This window comes from Candidatus Avelusimicrobium alvi (genome assembly GCF_958451995.1).
Taxonomy (GTDB): Bacteria; Elusimicrobiota; Elusimicrobia; order Elusimicrobiales; family Elusimicrobiaceae; genus Avelusimicrobium; species Avelusimicrobium alvi.
In genome coordinates this window covers 1-16,814 of sequence record NZ_CAUDSG010000021.1, presented here as the reverse complement: position 1 = coordinate 16,814, position 16,814 = coordinate 1, and the positions used below count along the sequence as shown (strand labels likewise).

Below are 16,814 nucleotides of genomic sequence, written 5' to 3'. Positions count from 1 at the left end.
TTATCTATATGCTTTATATCGTCCCTACGCCAATCGGCAATTTGCAGGATATCACCTTGCGCGCGCTGGAAACGCTCAAGGCCGCCGACGCCGTTTTGTGCGAGGATACGCGCCGCACGCAGATTTTGCTGTCGCACTTCGGCATTTCCAAGCCGGCGTTCCGTTATAACGAGAACGACCCGCATTCCGTGGCCCGCTGCCTGGAAGCGTTAAAAAGCGGCAAGACCTGCGCTTTAGTGTCGGACTGCGGCACGCCGTGCATTTCGGACCCGGGGTGGAAGCTCGTCAAAGAAGCCGTGGCGGCGGGGATAAAAGTTTCGTCGCTTCCCGGCCCGAGCGCCGTGGCCTGCGCGCTGGCGGGGGCGGGCATAACGGGCGGAGCGTTTACGTTTTTGGGTTTTCTGCCGCGCAAACCCGGCAAGGCCGCCAAATTAATTGCCGCGGCCTATGCGCTGGAACACCCGGTGGTGATTTACGAGTCGCCCTACCGCGTGGTGAAAATGCTGGAACTGATAGCTAAAACATTGGGGGAAAACACGCCGGTGGTATTGGCGCGCGAGCTGTCCAAGGTATACGAAGAATGGCTGCGCGGGACGGCGGGCTCTTTGGCGGCGGAGCTGGCCAAAAAGAGCAAGGTGCAGGGGGAATTTGTCTTGATTATTGACCGTCCGGCCGGGCCGGAACGGGAGGAAAACAATGCGCCGGACCCATATTTTTAAAACCATGGAAATGACGGACGAATACCTGGAGATGGCCGCGCGCGCGGTGGACGGCGGCGCCGTGGCCGTAGTGCCGACGGATACGGTATACGGCATCGGCACCGGCGCTTTTTGCGAGCCGTCCATTGAAAAAATTTACCGTATTAAAGAACGCCCGGCGGGCAGCCCGCTGCAGATTTTAACGGGCACCCTTGCCCAGGCGCGCGAGGTGGCGGTATTTTCCGAGGCGGCCGAAAAGCTGGCCGCCGCCTATTGGCCCGGCGCGCTGACGGCTATTTTACCGCCCGCCGAAAAGGGCAGAGCGCTGACGCGCGGTTTTGCGGGGCTGGGCCTGCGCGTGCCCGGAAACGCGTTTCTTGTCAGCCTGCTGGCGCGGATGAAAGCGCCCCTGGCGTGCACCAGCGCCAACCTGCACGGCCAGCCCGTGCTGACGGACGAGCGGACCATTTTGGAAACGTTTGACGGAAAGGTGGATTTTATTTTCTTGGGCGGAACTTTAAGCCCGACGGCTTCCAGCGTGGTGGATTTAACGGCGGAGCCGCTTTTACTGCGCGAGGGCGGCGTGCCCCGCGCGGAGCTTGAAAAAACGCTTGGCTTCCGCCTGGGCGTAAAGTAGGGGAGGAAACGGATTATGACCCTGTGGCAAATTTTAGTTTCGTATTCGCTGTTGGTGGCGGCGTCGCTGTCGCTGGTTACGTATTGGATTACAAAAAAGTTCGTGCTTAAAAAAATGAAACGCACGATTATGAAGGCGGAGCACAATTACCAGCAGCAAATCGCCACGCTGCAAATGCAGCTTTCGGGCAAAGTGAATGTGCTGGAAGGCATGGTGGAAAAACTGCGCCTGTCCAACCAGGAGCTCAACCGGTTAAACGAAATCCGCTCCAAATTTATGTCCATTGTGGCGCACGACCTGCGCCAGCCGCTTTCGTCCATTCAGGGCTTTACGTCCGTTTTGATGATGGATAACCCGCCGGGCGGCGGCAGTAATGACCAGATTGCCTTAAACAACATTTTAAAAGCCACCGACAATATGAATATGCTGATGGCGGATTTGATGGATATTTCCATGATTGAATCCGGCCGGTTTAAAATGGACGCGCAGCCGTTTAACTTCAACACCCTGCTTAACGACGTCATCACGCTTCAGTCCGTCAACGCGCAGAAGAAAGGCATTTTCCTGCAAAAGTGCGAATATCCCGCCGAAGTAACCGTGGTGGCGGACCGTTTCCGCATTTCGCAGGTGATTAACAATTTAATCGGAAACGCCATCAAATTTTCGCCCCAGGGCGGCCGCGTGGAAGCGCGTTTCTACCTGTTGGACGGGATGGTGAAGTTTAAAGTGTCCGACAACGGCCCCGGTATTTTACATTCCGAAAAAAGCAAAATTTTCCAAAAGTTCCACCAGTCCGATAACGACCGCAACCTTAAAAAACAGGGCTGGGGGCTCGGTTTGTCCATCGCGCAGGAAATCGTAAACGCGCATGGCGGAGAAATCGGCGTGGAAAGCGCCGGGCTCGGCCAGGGTTCCATGTTCTGGTTCGCCATTCCGCAGACGGCGGCCGTTACTCCGAAAGAACCCGCGGAACAGGCCGTATCTGACACGAAAGGGGTATAGAGCGGATGAAAAGAGTTAAAATTACGGTGTTAAAAACCACTTTTGACGCGGAACTGGCCGCCGAATACGGCGCGGAAGGGCTGGGGCCCTGCCCGATGTTAAAGGCCGGCCAGGTGTTTTACGCCGATTATGCCAAACCTGCAGGCTTTTGCGACGAAGCTTGGAAAGCCGTTTACCAATATGTGTTTGCATTGGCTCACGGCGCGGGCGGCGGCGTATTTTACTACGGGGACTGGATTAGAAAACCCGGCGTGGCCGTCTGCAGCTGTAACGACGGCCTGCGGCCCGTTATCTTTAAACTGGAAGCTACGGACGAAGAAGCGACAATCAATTATACGCCCGTGCGTTAAGTACATTTTGCCGGCTTTCACCGCCCCGCGTTTTTAAAAGCGCGGGGCTTTTTGTTTGTGAGCGGTGCGCGGGGATAGAGTGTGCATAAAAAATCCTCCGCCGTAAAGCGGAGGATTTTAAATAAAGGGGCAGCCGATACCCCGGATTCTGTCGGCCCCTGCGGGCCGGGATAACCATTACTCTAAGCGGCCTACTTGGTCGCGAACGCGGGCTACGTATGGACCGGTTTGGCCTTGCTCCGTGCGGGGTTTGCCTTGCCGCGTTTATTGCTAAACGCGCGGTGCGCTCTTACCGCACCATTTCAACCTTACCCTTGCGGGCGGTATTTTTTCTGTTGCACTTTCCGTCCGGCGGGGTAATATGGCCCCGCCGTCCCGCCCTTTCGGACGGCGCATCGCCCTGTGGAGTCCGGAAGTTCCTCCCCGCGTACCGGAATCGGCCGGGGGCGGTTATCTGGGCTGCCCAAAATATTGTAGCAAAAACGGTTAAAACCCGCCGAATAAATCCGGCTGTTCGGGGCCTTTGGGCTTGGCTTTTTTAGCCGCCGGTTTGGGGGGTTGTGCGCGCCGGACCGGCGCCACTTCCACGCCGTTCACCGCGTTCTGCGCCGGCTGGGGCGCGGCGGAGATTTCTTCATCCTCCAGCCAGTGTTCAATGGGGTTAAAGCCGACGGACTGTTTGGCGTCCATAGCTTTATTGGCAAGCGCGTCGGGCGCTTTGTTTAAATGGCGCAGTACGTGTTTGATGTGCAGGGTAAACGGCGCGGCCAGGCGGCGGATGACGGCCATGCGCGCGGCCAAATCCGGGTGTTTTATTTTGTATTCGCCCAGGTATTGTTTGACGAGCAGCAGCGAGTCCGACTCTATAAAAAGCTCCGTGGCGCCCAGCTCCGCCGATTTGATAAGCGCGAGTTTTAAAGCGGTGTATTCGGCCTGATTATTGGTGCAGTGAGGCATAAAGTGCCCTTCCTGGGCCAGGATTTTGCCGTCCGTCTGGCAGATGACGTACGCCGCCGCCCCGGGGCCGGGGTTGCCGCGCGATCCGCCGTCTATATTAATTTTTACTTGCATACCGTATTGTAGCAAATCGGTGCGCGCGTTTAAATAAATTGCCGTGCGCGCCGGGCACAATTTCGTATAATAAAAAAGTTGACCCGAACGAGTATATATGATTAAACTGAGAAAAAGAAAATTACAACTGAAATTAAAATGGGGCCTGCTGCCCGGCGTCATCTGCGCCATCGTGCTGGGTATTGCGTGCGGCCTGTTTTTCCCCGAGTGGCTGGTGCGCGTGGCTCTTACGTTCAACGGGCTATTCGGCAACTTTTTGGGATTTATTATTCCGCTTCTTATTGTGGGGCTGGTGGCTCCGGGCATTGCGGAACTGGGCCGCAGCGCGGGGAAACTGCTTTTTATTACCGCCGCGCTGGCGTACGGGTTTACGCTGGCCTCCGGGTTTTTCAGCTATGCGGTGTCGGACTGGAGCTTCCCGTACCTGCTGGACGCGTCGGCCAAAACGGCGCAGTTTGCGGCGGCGGCTGATTTAAAACCGTATTTTACCGTCGCGATGCCGCCGTTGATGGACGTAATGGCCGCGCTGGTGCTGGCGTTTACGCTGGGGCTGGGGATGGCCGTCATCCAGGGCAGCCGCTTAAAAGGCATTATGCTGGATTTTCGCGATATTATTGACAAAGTCATCGTGCGCGTGATTATTCCGCTTCTGCCCTACTATATTTTCGGCATTTTCCTGAATATGACGGTGGCCGGCCAGGTAACCGCCGTGCTGGGAGTGTTTGCCAAAATTATCGTACTTATTTTTGCCATTACGGCCGTGATGCTGGTACTGCAATTTACCGCCGCCGGCCTGGCGGCGCGCCGCAACCCGTTCCCGATGCTGAAAACGATGTTGGTTTCGTACATAACGGCGCTGGGCACGCAGTCTTCCGCGGCCACCATTCCCGTAACGCTGAAGCAGACCGTTAAACTGGGCGTGCGCGAGGAAGTGGCCGGATTTGTGGTGCCTCTGTGCGCGACCATTCACCTTTCGGGCAGTACGATGAAAATCGTGGCGTGTGCGCTGGCGATTTTGTTTATGAGCGGCCAGCCCGTGCCCTTTGCGCAGTTTGCGGGATTTATCTGCATGCTGGGTGTGACCATGGTGGCGGCCCCGGGCGTGCCGGGCGGCGCGATTATGGCCGCGCTGGGTATTTTGCAGAGTATGCTGGGCTTTGGCGAAGCCGAACTCGGGCTGATGATTGCGCTCTATATTGCGATGGACTCCTTCGGCACCGCGTGTAACGTAACGGGCGACGGCGCGATTGCCGTCATCGTGGACAAAATCTATTCCCGCCGCGCGCCCCAGCCCCGGCCGGCGGTTCCCGTGCCGGACGAGCCCCGCAACCCGCAGGGCATTCGCATCGGATAACCGTTATTTTTTGGAAAAACGGGTCAGCCCTTTTGGGGTTGACTCGTTTTTTTTTTTTGATAAATTGGGATTATCAACTTATTATAAATAGGGGGATATATCCCGTGCAGAAAAGCCTCGGATTTACGCTTATAGAGCTGTTGGTAGTCGTTTTAATCATAGGTATTTTAGCGGCGGTAGCCTTGCCGCAATATACCAAAGCGGTGGAAAAAAGCCGTATTTCGGAAGCGGTTTCTTTGTTCCGTCAGGTTGCGGAGTCCCAGCGGCGTTACCGGCTTGCCAATGGTTATTATAACCGGGATGTAACCGGGCTGGATATCAGCGTGCCCGGCTTGGGCGGGAACGGCGGATATGGGTTTAACAACTGGCGGGGAAAAGATTTTCAGTTTTTTTTGGAAGGCCCGGTGGAGGGGAGCGTCAATTCTTCTTTAATAGGAAAAGCCTATTTGCGCCGCCTGGACGGGAAATATGCACAAGCGTCACAATGGTATGCCGTGTATATGTTGCTGAGTCCGGACGGGCTGTTCCGGCTTTGGTGCACAAATGAGTATGACCCCAATTATGGTTTTGGCAGCTGGAAAAATTTTAACCCTTCTGGGGAAGCTTCTTCTTTATGCCGAGCCGTGAGCGGAAATGCAAATGGTTTGATTTTGGAAACCAATCTTTAGTGAGTGATGTTTAAAATCTGAGGCCGCGTGTTTTTGGGTGCTTTTTGTCGGTATAAAAAGTAGGGAATAATTACCAAAACGGTGTGGCTTCACCAGTCGGATGGTTCCGTCAGGGAAAGGGGTGGGCGGACCCTGCGGGCGGCCCGAAGTCGTGTCCGTTTTGCTGTTTTATGCAGGTCTTAGCCCTGTTTATAAAACGCCTCAAGGCGGAAGAATGTTTTTACTTGTTTGAGCGAAGCGAGTTGTAAAAACATCCGCCGCGAGTGCGTTTTATAGGGCCCGACCTGCGAGTTTTTTTCCTACTTTTTGTCGGCACAAAAAGTAGGAAATACTTTTGGAATCTTATCAGAAAAAGGGGCCTTGCAGGCCGTGCAGACTTTGTGGTGCTTGGCAACATTGTGTAAACAGTGTGGCTCAATTAGTCGGATGTACCCGCATAGAGAACCGCCCCCAGAAAGCTTTTGCATCCCCGAATGTTTCTCTCCCAAGTATCTAAAAGTGCCGTATATTGCCAGGCCCTGGCCAGGCCAGGTTGCCTGCCCCCGGCAAGGGGGTTGATTTGTTTTTTTTTTTTGATAAATTGGGAATATCAACTTATATAAATAGGGGGATATATCCCGTGCAGAAAAGCCTCGGATTTACGCTTATAGAGCTGTTGGTGGTGGTGTTAATTATCGGTATATTGGCCGCGGTAGCGGTGCCGCAATACCGTAAGGCGGTGGCAAAGGCGAGAACCGTTCGTATCCTGCCGTTGTTGCGCGCTTTAGCGGACGCGGAAGAACGCTTTTATATGGCTAACGGGTACTATGTGACCGCGATAGAGGATATAGAGAGTTTGGATGTCGTTTGGCCTGACAAATACCTGCCTGACGGAAAAATGGCCCGATGGGATATAAACGGTGATGGCGTGGTCGCCACGTATAATTACCGGGTGGATATGCCGCCGGTGGGATATTTTTTCCATTATGGAAACACCAGCCATCCCATAAAAGGAAAGTTTTACTGCAACGGGTACGATTCGGAGCTAAAAGCGGAGATTTGTCGCTCTCTGGGGAACCCCGTTTATTCCTGGACACCGCATTTTACGTATTGGTAAGCGGGTAACAGTATTTCATTTGTATACCCCTCTTAGTAAAATAAAAATTAAATGCCGTTAGGTTGTCGTCGTTTCTGCGGCCTTTAGATTGTCCATAAAAATCCATTTTTGGATCCGCAAAAGCCAAACTTGTCTGAGGCGTAGTTGCCGAGTTGTTTGGCTGCGTCCAAAAATGGATTTTTATAATCGCAGGCCGCGGGTCTTTTGGATACTTTTCTTCCCTAAGAAAAGTATCAGACGAGCCCTTGGTCCAGCATCGCATCGGCCACTTTTTTAAATCCGGCGATGTTGGCCCCCGCCATATAATTGCCCTTCATGCCGTATTCTTCGGCGGACGACAGACAGCTGGAATGGATGCTGCCCATAATGCGCTGGAGATATTGGTCCACTTCTTCGCGGGTCCAGTACACGCGCATACTGTTCTGCGTCATTTCCAGGCCCGATACGGCCACGCCGCCGGCGTTGGAAGCTTTGCCGGGAGAATACAAAATGCCCGCGGCCTGGAACGCCTCAATCGCGCCCGGCGTGCACGGCATATTGGACCCTTCGCAGACGCATTTGCAGCCGTTTTTAAGCAGCAGTTTGGCGTCTTCGGTATGCAGTTCGTTTTCGCAGGCGGTGGGGCAGGCCACGTCGCACGGGATATCCCAGGTTTTCTTGCCGGGGCGGAAGTGCGCGCCTTTAAATTTCCGGTCGTATTCTTTTAGGCTTCCGCGGCGGACGAATACCAGGTCTTTGAGGAAAGCCAGTTTTTCTTCGTCCACGCCGTTTTCGTCGTAAATACTGCCGTCGTAATCCATAAACCCGACCACTTTCGCGCCCAGCTGGGTCAGTTTTTCAATCGCGTAAATGCCCACGTTGCCGGTGCCGGAGACAATGCATGTTTTGCCTTTTAAGCTGTCGCCCTTGGTGGCCAGCATATTCTGCGCAAAGTACGCCACGCCGTAGCCGGTGGCTTCCGGGCGCAGCAGACTGCCGCCCCAGTTGGGCTTTTTGCCGGTAAACGCGCCGGTAAAATCGTTGGTGAGTTTTTTATATTGCCCGAACATATAGCCGATTTCGCGCGCGCCGCAGCCAAGGTCTCCGGCCGGAATGTCGGTGTGATAGCCGATGTGGTGGTAAAGCTCGTTGATAAACGAATGGCAGAAACGCATGACTTCACTGTCGGACTTGCCGCGCGTGTCAAAATCGCTTCCGCCTTTGCCGCCGCCTAAAGGCAGGGTGGTAAGACTGTTTTTAAACACCTGTTCAAAGCCTAAAAATTTAAGCACGTCCTGCGTAACCGTTTCGTGAAAGCGCATTCCTCCTTTATACGGCCCCAGCGCGCTGTTGTACTGCACGCGGAAACCGCGGTTGACGTGCACGCCGCCGTTGTCGTCCTGCCACGGCACGCGGAAGATGATGGTGCGTTCCGGCTCTACGATACGCTCTAAAATTCTCTCTTTGATGTAAACGGGTTTCTGGTCCAGAACGGGTTTTAAAGTGCTGACTACTTCGAAGACGGCTTGGTGGAAAACTTTCTGCGCGGGATCTCTTTTGGTTTGTGCCGCCAGAAACTCAGCGGTATAAGTATTGGTGTCCATAGTGTCTCCTTTTAGGGGTGCTTCTATCCCCATTATAAACATATCTTCCGTGCGAAAGCAAGGGGGATTTTCGGCGTGAAATATGTTAATATATACACAAATCCCGCGCCCCCGCGCGGCAGGAGCCCCGAGTATGAAACTTTCCTCTAATATGGAAGATTACCTGGAAGCCGTTTCCCTTTGCGCCAACGACAAAGGCGCCGCGCGCGTGAGCGACATCCGCGATATGCTGGGCGTCAAAACGCCGAGCGTAACGGGCGCCATAAAAGCGCTGGCCGAGGCCGGCTACGTCCGCCACCAGCCCTACAGCGGCGTGGAACTCACCGCTAAAGGCCGCCGCGCGGCGGAAGACGTTAAAAAACGCCACGCCATTTTAAGCCGCTTTTTAACCGAAATCATCGGCGTAAACCCCAAAACGGCCGACATTGACGCCTGCAAAATGGAGCACACCGTCAGCCGCGAAACCCTGGAAAAACTGCATGATTACCTGCACCGCAAAACCGGCGAAAAATAATGGAAATGTGAAGTTCCCCCAGCGGGGCCGCCGGCCCTTTTGAACCGTTTTGCGCTCTTGTAAGCGCCTTCCCGGTTTCATATAATATAATTATATCCTTATATAGAGAGAGTGTACTTCCATGGCAAAAAATAAATACTCACACACCGTTTTGCTCCCCAAGACGGATTTTCCCATGCGCGCCGGACTCGCGCAGAAAGAACCCAAAATTTTGGAATTTTGGCAGTCCATCAATCTTTACGAAGCGATGCTCAAAAAAAATGAGGCCGGCAAACATTTTGTTTTGCACGACGGGCCGCCCTACGCCAACGGGAAGATTCACATCGGGCACGCGTTAGATAAAACTATTAAGGATATTATTATTAAAAGCCGCGCGATGACGGGTTACTACACCCCTTACGTTCCGGGGTGGGACTGCCATGGCCTGCCGATTGAACAGGCGCTTTTAAAAGAGCTGAAACAGGACAAAAAACACATCACGGACGTGCCCGCTTTCCGCAAAAAAGCGCGCGAGTTCGCCGCTAAATTTATTGACCTCCAGCGCCAGGGCTTTAAACGCCTGGGCGTTCAGGGCGACTGGGACGACCCGTACCTGACGATGTCCCCGCGCTACGAGGGCATCACCATCGGCGTGTTTTTGGATTTGATTGAAAAGGGCTACGTCTATAAAGGCCAAAAAACCATCACCTGGTGCTCCCACTGCGAAACCGCTTTGGCGGACGCGGAAACGGAATACAAGGACGTCGGCTCCTCTTCCATTTATCTGCGCTTTAGGCTGGCGAACCCCAAAAAGGAAGTGTTCGGCGAGCTGGATTATACCAAGCCCGTCAGCCTGGCTGTCTGGACCACGACGCCGTGGACCATCCCTTCCAACATGGCCGCCGCCGTTTCCAACACCGAAGACTACGCCGTGCTGCAGGACGAGCACACCAAAGAATACTATGTGGTGGCCGAAAAGCTGGCGGAAGAATTTTTGAAAAACACCGGGCTGGACTGCGTGCAGGCCGGCAAGGTGGCGGGAGCCGATTTGGTGGGGCTGAAGTATTATCATCCGCTTTCGCATAAAGAAAACCCCGTCATCTGGACCGATTTCGTGGCGATGGACACCGGTGTGGGTATTGTGCACATCGCGCCCGGCCACGGCGAGGACGACTTCCGCGCCGGCAAGCAGTGGGGGCTGGAAACGTTCTGCCCCGTGGACGAAAAAGGCTGCTACACCAAAGACGCGGGCGTGTTTGAAGGAATGCACGTGTTTGAAGCCAATCCGCTGATGGTTAAAAAATTGGACGAACTCGGCGCGCTCATCAAAGAACAGGAAATCACCCACAGCTATCCGCACTGCTGGCGCTGCCACAACCCGATTATTTTCCGCGCCACCGAACAGTGGTTTATGAATATTGACAAGGACGGCCTGCGCCAAAAACTGATGGACAATCTGTCCAACGTCAAATTCTATCCGGCGGGCGGCGAAGAGCGTATGCGCTCCATGATCGGCCTGCGCCCGGACTGGTGTCTTTCCCGCCAGCGCTTCTGGGGTACGCCGGTAACCATCTTGTATTGTAAAAAATGCGGCAAACCGCAGGTGGACCACAAATTGTTTGAGTTCATCAAATCCCGCGCTATGGAAGAAGGTTCCGACTTTTGGTTTACCGACCCCGTGGAAAAATTAATGCCCGAGGGCTACCGGTGCTCCTGCGGCGGAACCGAATTTAAAAAAGAAACCGATATTTTGGACGTCTGGCTGGACTCCGGCGTTTCGTGGGCGGCGGTGCTGAAAGACCGCGGCATCACCTTCCCGGCGGACGTATATTCCGAAGGGTCCGACCAGCACCGCGGCTGGTTCCAGAGCTCGTACATCCCTTCGTTTACGCTGGAAGGCACGGCTCCGTTTAAAACCATTTTAACGCACGGCATGGTGCTGGACCAGTACGGCCGCCCGATGCACAAGTCTTTGGGCAACAGCGTAGACCCCGAGGACGTGATTAACAAATACGGCGCGGATATTCTGCGCCTGTGGGTTTCGTTTGCCGACTATCAGGGCGACGTGCGCATTTCGGACGAAATTTTAGGCGGCCCGATTGATACGTACCGCAAAATCCGCAATACGGTGCGTTACGCGCTGGGCAATCTGTCCGATTACGACCCGGCCCAACACCGCGTGCCGGGCAAAGAACTCGCGGAGATGGACCGCTATATGCTGGGCCGTTTGGACTCGCTCATCCAGGAAGTGCATGCGGGTTACGGCGATTTTAACTTCCGCCGCGCTATGCGCGCCATCACGGATTTCTGCATCTTGGATTTGTCCTCTTTTATGCTGGACGCTTCCAAAGACCGCCTGTACACGCTGGGCGCTTCGTCCCCGGCGCGGCGCAGTGCGCAGACCGTGCTGGCCGAAATTGCGGTAACCTTACTGCAGCTGATGGCGCCGGTGTTGTCTTTCACCGCTGAAGAAGCTTGGCAGGAACTGCGCAAAACCGCCCTGGGGCGCGACTTGCCGCAGAGCATTTTCCTTTCCAATATGCCGCAGAACGCTTCGCTTATCCCCGACGTAAAACTGGAGGAAAAGTGGAACAAGATCCGCCGCGTGCGCGAAACCGTGCAAAAAACGCTGGAAGAAGCGCGCCAGAAAGGTGTTATCGGGTCTTCTTTGGAAGCGAAGGTGATTTTTAAAACTTCCGACCCGGCCGTCAAAGCGTTCCTGGAAGAAACGAAAACGCTGTGGCCGGAAATCGCCATCGTGTCCGACGTGGAAATTGCGGACGGAGAAGAAGAGCTGACGGTGTCGGCCGAGCACGCCGCCGGGCAGAAATGCGCCCGCTGCTGGCAGTGGAAGCAGGACGTGGGGGCCGAAGCCGCCCATCCGGACCTGTGCGCCCGCTGCGCCTGCGTGCTGGACAAAGAAGGCTTTGTCATAGAAGAAGAGGAAAAAGTCGGTGCGTAACGCGTGGAATAAATCCCGCGAATGGCTTTTACGCAACTATACGGTTGTAAGCGCATTGTGCGCGATTTTCCTGTTTGACCACCTGACCAAAGTGGTCGCTCTTTTGTACCTGCCGGACGACCCCGTGAAAATTTTTCCGTTCTTCTACTTGACGTACGTGGAAAACACGGGGGCGGCCTTCGGGATGATGAAAAACGGCAATTTCCTGCTGATTTTTGTGATGCTGGCCATCATCGCCTACATTATCATCAGCTGGAAAGAGCTGTGTTCCTACGGCCGGCTGGTAAAATGGGGCGCGGTGTTTATTTTGGCGGGTGCATTGGGCAATCTTTATGATAGAATAACCTTAGGCTTTGTAGTGGACTTTTTGGATTTCCGGGTCTGGCCCGTGTTTAACGTGGCCGATTCCTTTATTACAATTGGCGGCTGTATGTTTGCGCTTTCTTTGCTGCTGCAGCTGGGTAAAAAACGGGAGGAAAAATGAGAAAAGTGTTAGGGTTGGCCGCGGCGGTTTTGCTGCTGGCGGCGTGCGGAAACGCAGATAAACGTCTTTTTAAACAAGCCCAGCTGGCTACGTCCAAGGGTAATTACACGCAGGCTTTGCAGCTTTACTCCCGCCTGATTAAACAGGACCCCAAAAATTCGGCGGCGCTGGTCAACCGCGGCATTTTGTGGGAACGCCTGCCCGTTAAAGACGCCAAAGAACGCGCCAAAAACCGCTCCTACGCCGAGCAGGATTACAAACGCGCGATTGAAGTAAACCCTAATCTGCCGGAAACGTACAACAACCTGGGCGCTTTGTACATTGATATGGGCCGCTATACCGACGCCCTTTACCAGCTGACCGAAGCCGTCGGCCGCAATCCCAATTATTTTACCGCCCTTATGAACCGCGCCGTCGCCAATTACCGCCTGGGCCGCGCGTCGGCCGCGCTGGCGGATTTCAACAGCGCGTTTAAACTGCGCCAGGACGAGCCTCTTTTGTTCTTAAACCGCGGTCTGGCGTATTTTGACTTGGGCCAGTACGAAGCCGCCGTGGACGATTACACCTATTTAATTTCCTTAAACCCCGACGACGCCCGCCCGTACCTGGAGCGCGCCCGCGCGTTTATTAAAATGGGCTATCCCGCCAATGCATATGCGGATTTGGAAGAGGCCGTCACCATTAAGCCTTCTTATGCCCTGGCCTACTATTATATGGGCGATTTGATGTACCGCAAAGGCGAGACCGATTATGCGCTGGGCCTCCTGGTTAAATCCAAAGAACTCGCCAGCCAATACGTGCCGACCTACGACCTGATGGGCGATATGCTCTCGGTGGAGGACCCGGTGGCCGCCACCGCCAACTATATGGTGGCCAAAAAGCTGGACCCCGCCAATGCCGCCAAGTATGACCGCAAAATCCGGCTGATGCGCACGGAACAGGGCCGCGAACGGGTGCTGGCCGAACGCTTTTTCCCTAACTGATTATGACGGAACTCCCTTTGGTCTCCTCCCGTCCGGCTCCGGCGGCACTGTCGGTGCCGTCCAAGGCGTTTACGTACCGTTTTTTCCTGTCCGCGTGCTTTTTGGTGCTGATGCTTTTTTCGCTCACGTTCCGTCATTCGGGCGTGGGCATTTTTATTCTGGGGCTGATGAATTTTATTTTCTGCGCGGACGTATTCGCGCGCGCGGCGGGCAAAGACCTGCTGTCCGGCCGCCTGAGTCTGGCCGTTCTGGTAACGGTGTGCGCCGGGGCGGGGTTTTTGTATTCCGCACTGAATACGTTTTTGACGGTTAAACTCTTTGGCCCGGTGCCGGATTTATATCTTTACACCGTAATGCTTATTACGTTTGCGCTGTGGGCGGCGCGCCGCTTGGCGCGCGAAAAAGAAAAAGCGCGCGTATTTGTTAAAAAACTGGACGACTTTCTGCCCAAGTCCGGCCGGTTATGCGTGGGGCGGCAGTTCCGCAAAGTGTTTGCGAACGAGCTGAAAAAAGGCGATTTGATTTTTGTTAAAACCGGCGAACGTCTGCCGGCGGACGGAATAATCAAACAGGGCAAAACTTCCATTGACGAGCAGCTGATTACCGGCAATATGCTTCCCACCTCCAAAACCGCCGGAAGCCGCGTATATGCGGGCACGCTGAATAAGTCGGATGCCGTTTATATAGAAGTAACCGAGGTGCTGGCTTCATCCGCGCTGATGAGCGTGGTGGATGCCATTAAAAAAGGGGAAATCCACCGCAGCGGTTTTAAAAGCGCGCTGGACGGCTTTGCCGCCTGGCTGCTGCCCGTGTTGTTGCTGGCCGCCGGGGGCGCGTATGCGTATATGCTTTACAAGCACGGCACGGCGCAGTGGTTTCATTATTTGGGGATGTTTTTATTCGTGCTCGCGCTGTGCTGCCCGGCCGCCTTGGTGTTTACGGCGGTGTTTCCGTCTTTCTTTGCGCGTTCGGGCGCGCGGGCGCGGAAAATTAAAATCCAAAATATGTACGCGCTGGACGAAATCGTGCACGCCGATACCGTATTTTTTGATAAAACCGGCACGCTGACGTATGGCGAACTGCGGGTGTCAGGCGTATATCCCGCGCCCAAGGTACAGGAAAAACTGCTTCTGGAAACGGTTGCCTCCGCCGAACAGCTAGTGGACGGCCCGTTTGCGGACGCCGTCAACCGCTGTGCCAAAGAACGCAAAATAAAACCCAAACGGGTATTATGTTTTGACGTCTTGCCCGGCCTGGGCGTACAGGCCACCTGCGGAGGGGACAAAATTCTGGCGGGCCGCACCCAATGGCTGGAAGAACAGGGGATTAAAACCTCGGCCAAAATCGCCACCGCCGCCGAAGCCGTGATTTGCGTGGCCAAAAACGGCAAATTTTTGGGGTATTTGACGCTGTCGGACGAACTGCGCCCGGGGGCGAAAGAAACGGTTGCATTTTTAAAATCCAAAGGGAAAGACGTTATTTTGGTGTCGGGCGACAACGAAGCTTCCGTGGCCGCCGTGGCGCGCGAAGCCGGCATTGAAAAAATGAATTTTAACGTTCTGCCCAAAACCAAGGCGGAAATTGTTGCCAATCTGCGCGCCCTAGGCAAGCGGGTGGTGATGGTGGGGGACGGGTTTAACGATATTATCGCCCTGCTGCGCGCGGACGGAGGGATTGTATTCGCTTCCGGGCGCAACGTATACAACAACTGGGTGGACGTTATCGTCAAGCGGCGGGACTTGTATCCCGTTTCGTATTTATTTACAATAAATAAGAAGCTGCGCCGGGTAGTGGGGCTGAATGTATTTTTGGCCGTACTGCTTAACGGCGCGCTGGCCGCGTGGCTGGTGTGGCGTATGCCGGAGGCGGCCGGATGGCATTTGGCGGTAGGCGGCAGTTTGGCCGTCGTCCTGCTCGTTTTTTTAAATTCAATGAGGATGCTTAACGTAAAATGACCCATAACAACGATATTGATTTCGGTTATACTTCCGACCATGCCCGCAAAAATGCGGACGCCGTACTGCCCGAGATTCAGTGCTGGCCCAACCAATACAAGCGCGATTACGACATTAAAATTGAATTGCCGGAGTTTACGTCCGTCTGCCCCAAAACCGGGCTGCCGGATTTTGGCGTGATTACCATTGATTATGTGCCGGACGAACTGTGCCTGGAGCTTAAATCGCTTAAATACTATTTGCTGGAATACCGCGATATGGGCATTTTTATGGAAAACATCGCCAATAAAATTTTGGATGACGTAGTGAAAGCCTGCCGGCCTAAAAAGGCCGTTGTTACCGGCGTATTTACGCCGCGCGGCGGGCTGCGCTCGGTCATCACGGCCAAATACGAGAAAAAATAATGAATAAAAAAAATCTTATTTTGGCAGGGGCGTTTGTGCTGGTGTTTATTGCCGGAGTGGCTTCCATGCGGGTGTGGGACGCGTACCGCGCCGCTTCCGCGCCTCAGTTTTCCGACGTGGCGGACAGCGATTCGCTGTTAATCGTCAATATGGACGAAGCCTCCGAACCCGAAGGCGTGGTGGCCGTGTCCGAGCCCGAATACGTGGACGATTCCACCGTGCCGTCCCAGCTTTCCAAGATTAAAGTGCAGGGGTTAAAACGGGTCATTTCCCGCAGCGGCGCTTCCATTGACGCGCCGCAGGACGACGGAGACAGCTCTCCCGTGGTGTTGGGGGATGTGGACCGCACGGCCGTTCCCACCGGAACCGCCCAGCCGACCAAACTGCCGTCCGACAGTAAAATTTCCATGATAGAAGCTCCCGTCCAGGTCCGCCTGATTAAAACGCTTAACGATTATAAAGCCTTCAAACGCACGGCCCGGGGCAAGTATCCGGAGGCGGATTTTACGAAAGATTATATCGTAGTGCTGGAATCCACCAGCAACCTGCCGGACAAGGTGTTTGAAATCCAGGACGTAGTGGAAGACAACGGCAAAATGCAGGTGATTTACCGGGTGAACATCTTTGGGCTGGACCAGAAAACCAATACGCACAGCGCCGTGCGCATTGATAAGCGGGATTTGCCCGTAGAACTCAAGCAAGTGCTGTGATGGAAAATAGTATCCCTGATTTAAAACCCCGCTTTTTAGCGGGGTTTTGGCTTATGCGGAAAGGACCTGTGTTGTGAGCACGGTGGCGGACCCTGCGGGCCGTGCCGGGCGTCGTGTCCGTTTTGTTGTTTTATGCAGGTCTTAGCCGTGTTGTTGTCGTTGTGTTTCCGGCCTTCGCTCGTCTATAAAATCCGTTTTACGCGGGAGAAGCGTTTTATTTGTCTGAGCGAAGCGAGTTGTAAAACGCGCCGCATAAAACTGGATTTCAGGAGCATTGGCCGGCAGTCTTTTTGTTCCTTTTTCTGCTGTCAGAAAAAGGAAGTATAATTTTTTGCTTCTTTTAGAAATAAAAGAAGAAAGATAT

At 54.2% G+C, this 16,814-nt stretch carries 17 protein-coding genes and 1 other RNA gene; 14 read left to right on the top strand and 4 right to left on the bottom strand.

The window, feature by feature from the left end; translation table 11 throughout:
• The first annotated feature begins 8 nt into the window (after positions 1–8).
• From rsmI to ACQY36_RS05160, 4 genes are read left to right on the top strand one after another with little or no spacing between them, the layout of a single operon-like run.
• Complete coding sequence (gene rsmI / locus ACQY36_RS05175) at positions 9–719, top strand: 16S rRNA (cytidine(1402)-2'-O)-methyltransferase (RefSeq protein ID WP_428078152.1); 711 nt, start codon at positions 9–11, stop codon at positions 717–719.
• Entirely contained in the window at positions 697–1,335 is a 639-nt protein-coding gene (locus ACQY36_RS05170; protein WP_428078150.1) for an L-threonylcarbamoyladenylate synthase, read from the top strand. The genes rsmI and ACQY36_RS05170 overlap by 23 nt, the downstream gene beginning before the upstream one ends.
• Before the next feature lie 15 nt (positions 1,336–1,350).
• Positions 1,351–2,337 (top strand): sensor histidine kinase, encoded by a 987-nt coding sequence (locus tag ACQY36_RS05165; protein WP_428078148.1) that lies wholly within the window; start codon positions 1,351–1,353, stop codon positions 2,335–2,337.
• A 5-nt stretch (positions 2,338–2,342) separates the two neighbouring features.
• A complete protein-coding gene (locus ACQY36_RS05160; RefSeq protein ID WP_428071254.1) occupies positions 2,343–2,687 on the top strand; it encodes a TIGR04076 family protein in 345 nt (114 codons plus the stop codon).
• 121 nt (positions 2,688–2,808) lie between these two features.
• On the opposite strand, the gene rnpB is transcribed toward ACQY36_RS05160, so the two are convergent.
• Positions 2,809–3,154: RNase P RNA component class A (gene rnpB, locus ACQY36_RS05155), an RNA gene on the bottom strand.
• Positions 3,155–3,173: 19 nt separating this feature from the next.
• Positions 3,174–3,758 (bottom strand): ribonuclease HI family protein, encoded by a 585-nt coding sequence (locus ACQY36_RS05150; RefSeq protein WP_428078146.1) that lies wholly within the window; start codon positions 3,756–3,758, stop codon positions 3,174–3,176.
• Positions 3,759–3,855: 97 nt separating this feature from the next.
• Here ACQY36_RS05150 and ACQY36_RS05145 point away from each other — a divergent pair, with 97 nt between their 5' ends.
• The 3 genes from ACQY36_RS05145 (at position 3,856) to ACQY36_RS05135 (ending at position 6,876) form a co-directional block, all read left to right on the top strand.
• Entirely contained in the window at positions 3,856–5,112 is a 1,257-nt protein-coding gene (locus ACQY36_RS05145; protein WP_428078144.1) for a dicarboxylate/amino acid:cation symporter, read from the top strand.
• Between the two features lie 104 nt (positions 5,113–5,216).
• The gene (locus ACQY36_RS05140; RefSeq protein WP_428078142.1) at positions 5,217–5,780 is read left to right on the top strand and encodes a type IV pilin protein; all 564 of its coding nucleotides are present in this window, start codon (positions 5,217–5,219) and stop codon (positions 5,778–5,780) included.
• Positions 5,781–6,399: 619 nt separating this feature from the next.
• Entirely contained in the window at positions 6,400–6,876 is a 477-nt protein-coding gene (locus ACQY36_RS05135; RefSeq protein ID WP_428078140.1) for a type IV pilin protein, read from the top strand.
• Between the two features lie 233 nt (positions 6,877–7,109).
• Here ACQY36_RS05135 and gdhA read toward each other — a convergent pair whose 3' ends face one another.
• The gene (gdhA, locus tag ACQY36_RS05130) at positions 7,110–8,459 is read right to left on the bottom strand and encodes an NADP-specific glutamate dehydrogenase (protein ID WP_428071249.1); all 1,350 of its coding nucleotides are present in this window, start codon (positions 8,457–8,459) and stop codon (positions 7,110–7,112) included.
• Positions 8,460–8,592: 133 nt separating this feature from the next.
• Here gdhA and ACQY36_RS05125 point away from each other — a divergent pair, with 133 nt between their 5' ends.
• The 7 genes from ACQY36_RS05125 (at position 8,593) to ACQY36_RS05095 (ending at position 16,450) form a co-directional block, all read left to right on the top strand.
• A complete protein-coding gene (locus ACQY36_RS05125) occupies positions 8,593–8,973 on the top strand; it encodes a metal-dependent transcriptional regulator (RefSeq protein ID WP_428071247.1) in 381 nt (126 codons plus the stop codon).
• A gap of 121 nt (positions 8,974–9,094) precedes the next feature.
• Positions 9,095–11,914 (top strand): isoleucine--tRNA ligase, encoded by a 2,820-nt coding sequence (gene ileS, locus ACQY36_RS05120; RefSeq protein WP_428071245.1) that lies wholly within the window; start codon positions 9,095–9,097, stop codon positions 11,912–11,914.
• Entirely contained in the window at positions 11,907–12,398 is a 492-nt protein-coding gene (gene lspA, locus ACQY36_RS05115; protein ID WP_428071243.1) for a signal peptidase II, read from the top strand. Before ileS ends, lspA begins: the two co-directional genes overlap by 8 nt.
• Positions 12,395–13,381, top strand: coding sequence for a tetratricopeptide repeat protein (locus ACQY36_RS05110; RefSeq protein WP_428078138.1), 987 nt, complete (start codon positions 12,395–12,397; stop codon positions 13,379–13,381). The genes lspA and ACQY36_RS05110 overlap by 4 nt, the downstream gene beginning before the upstream one ends.
• Positions 13,382–13,383: 2 nt before the next feature.
• Positions 13,384–15,336: a heavy metal translocating P-type ATPase gene (locus tag ACQY36_RS05105; protein ID WP_428071240.1), complete on the top strand. Its 1,953-nt coding sequence runs from the start codon at positions 13,384–13,386 to the stop codon at positions 15,334–15,336.
• A complete protein-coding gene (gene queF / locus ACQY36_RS05100) occupies positions 15,333–15,740 on the top strand; it encodes a preQ(1) synthase (protein ID WP_428056395.1) in 408 nt (135 codons plus the stop codon). The genes ACQY36_RS05105 and queF overlap by 4 nt, the downstream gene beginning before the upstream one ends.
• Positions 15,740–16,450 carry a hypothetical protein gene (locus ACQY36_RS05095; protein ID WP_428071238.1) on the top strand — a complete coding sequence of 237 codons (711 nt, stop codon included), beginning with the start codon at positions 15,740–15,742 and terminating at the stop codon, positions 16,448–16,450. The genes queF and ACQY36_RS05095 overlap by 1 nt, the downstream gene beginning before the upstream one ends.
• 141 nt (positions 16,451–16,591) lie before the next feature.
• On the opposite strand, the gene ACQY36_RS05090 is transcribed toward ACQY36_RS05095, so the two are convergent.
• Positions 16,592–16,814: hypothetical protein (locus tag ACQY36_RS05090; protein WP_428078136.1), on the bottom strand; the 223-nt coding region annotated here is incomplete at its 5' end.

Excerpts from the sequence above, each read along its gene's own strand:
- rsmI (WP_428078152.1), top strand. The coding sequence starts at position 9 with ATGCTTTATATCGTCCCTACGCCAATCGGCAATTTGCAGGATATCACC.
- queF (WP_428056395.1), top strand. The coding sequence starts at position 15,333 with ATGACCCATAACAACGATATTGATTTCGGTTATACTTCCGACCATGCC.
- ACQY36_RS05170 (WP_428078150.1), top strand. The coding sequence starts at position 697 with ATGCGCCGGACCCATATTTTTAAAACCATGGAAATGACGGACGAATAC.
- ACQY36_RS05150 (WP_428078146.1), bottom strand. The coding sequence starts at position 3,758 with ATGCAAGTAAAAATTAATATAGACGGCGGATCGCGCGGCAACCCCGGC.
- ACQY36_RS05160 (WP_428071254.1), top strand. The coding sequence starts at position 2,343 with ATGAAAAGAGTTAAAATTACGGTGTTAAAAACCACTTTTGACGCGGAA.
- ACQY36_RS05110 (WP_428078138.1), top strand. The coding sequence starts at position 12,395 with ATGAGAAAAGTGTTAGGGTTGGCCGCGGCGGTTTTGCTGCTGGCGGCG.
- ACQY36_RS05125 (WP_428071247.1), top strand. The coding sequence starts at position 8,593 with ATGAAACTTTCCTCTAATATGGAAGATTACCTGGAAGCCGTTTCCCTT.
- ACQY36_RS05105 (WP_428071240.1), top strand. The coding sequence starts at position 13,384 with ATGACGGAACTCCCTTTGGTCTCCTCCCGTCCGGCTCCGGCGGCACTG.
- ACQY36_RS05145 (WP_428078144.1), top strand. The coding sequence starts at position 3,856 with ATGATTAAACTGAGAAAAAGAAAATTACAACTGAAATTAAAATGGGGC.
- ACQY36_RS05165 (WP_428078148.1), top strand. The coding sequence starts at position 1,351 with ATGACCCTGTGGCAAATTTTAGTTTCGTATTCGCTGTTGGTGGCGGCG.
- gdhA (WP_428071249.1), bottom strand. The coding sequence starts at position 8,459 with ATGGACACCAATACTTATACCGCTGAGTTTCTGGCGGCACAAACCAAA.
- ileS (WP_428071245.1), top strand. The coding sequence starts at position 9,095 with ATGGCAAAAAATAAATACTCACACACCGTTTTGCTCCCCAAGACGGAT.
- ACQY36_RS05095 (WP_428071238.1), top strand. The coding sequence starts at position 15,740 with ATGAATAAAAAAAATCTTATTTTGGCAGGGGCGTTTGTGCTGGTGTTT.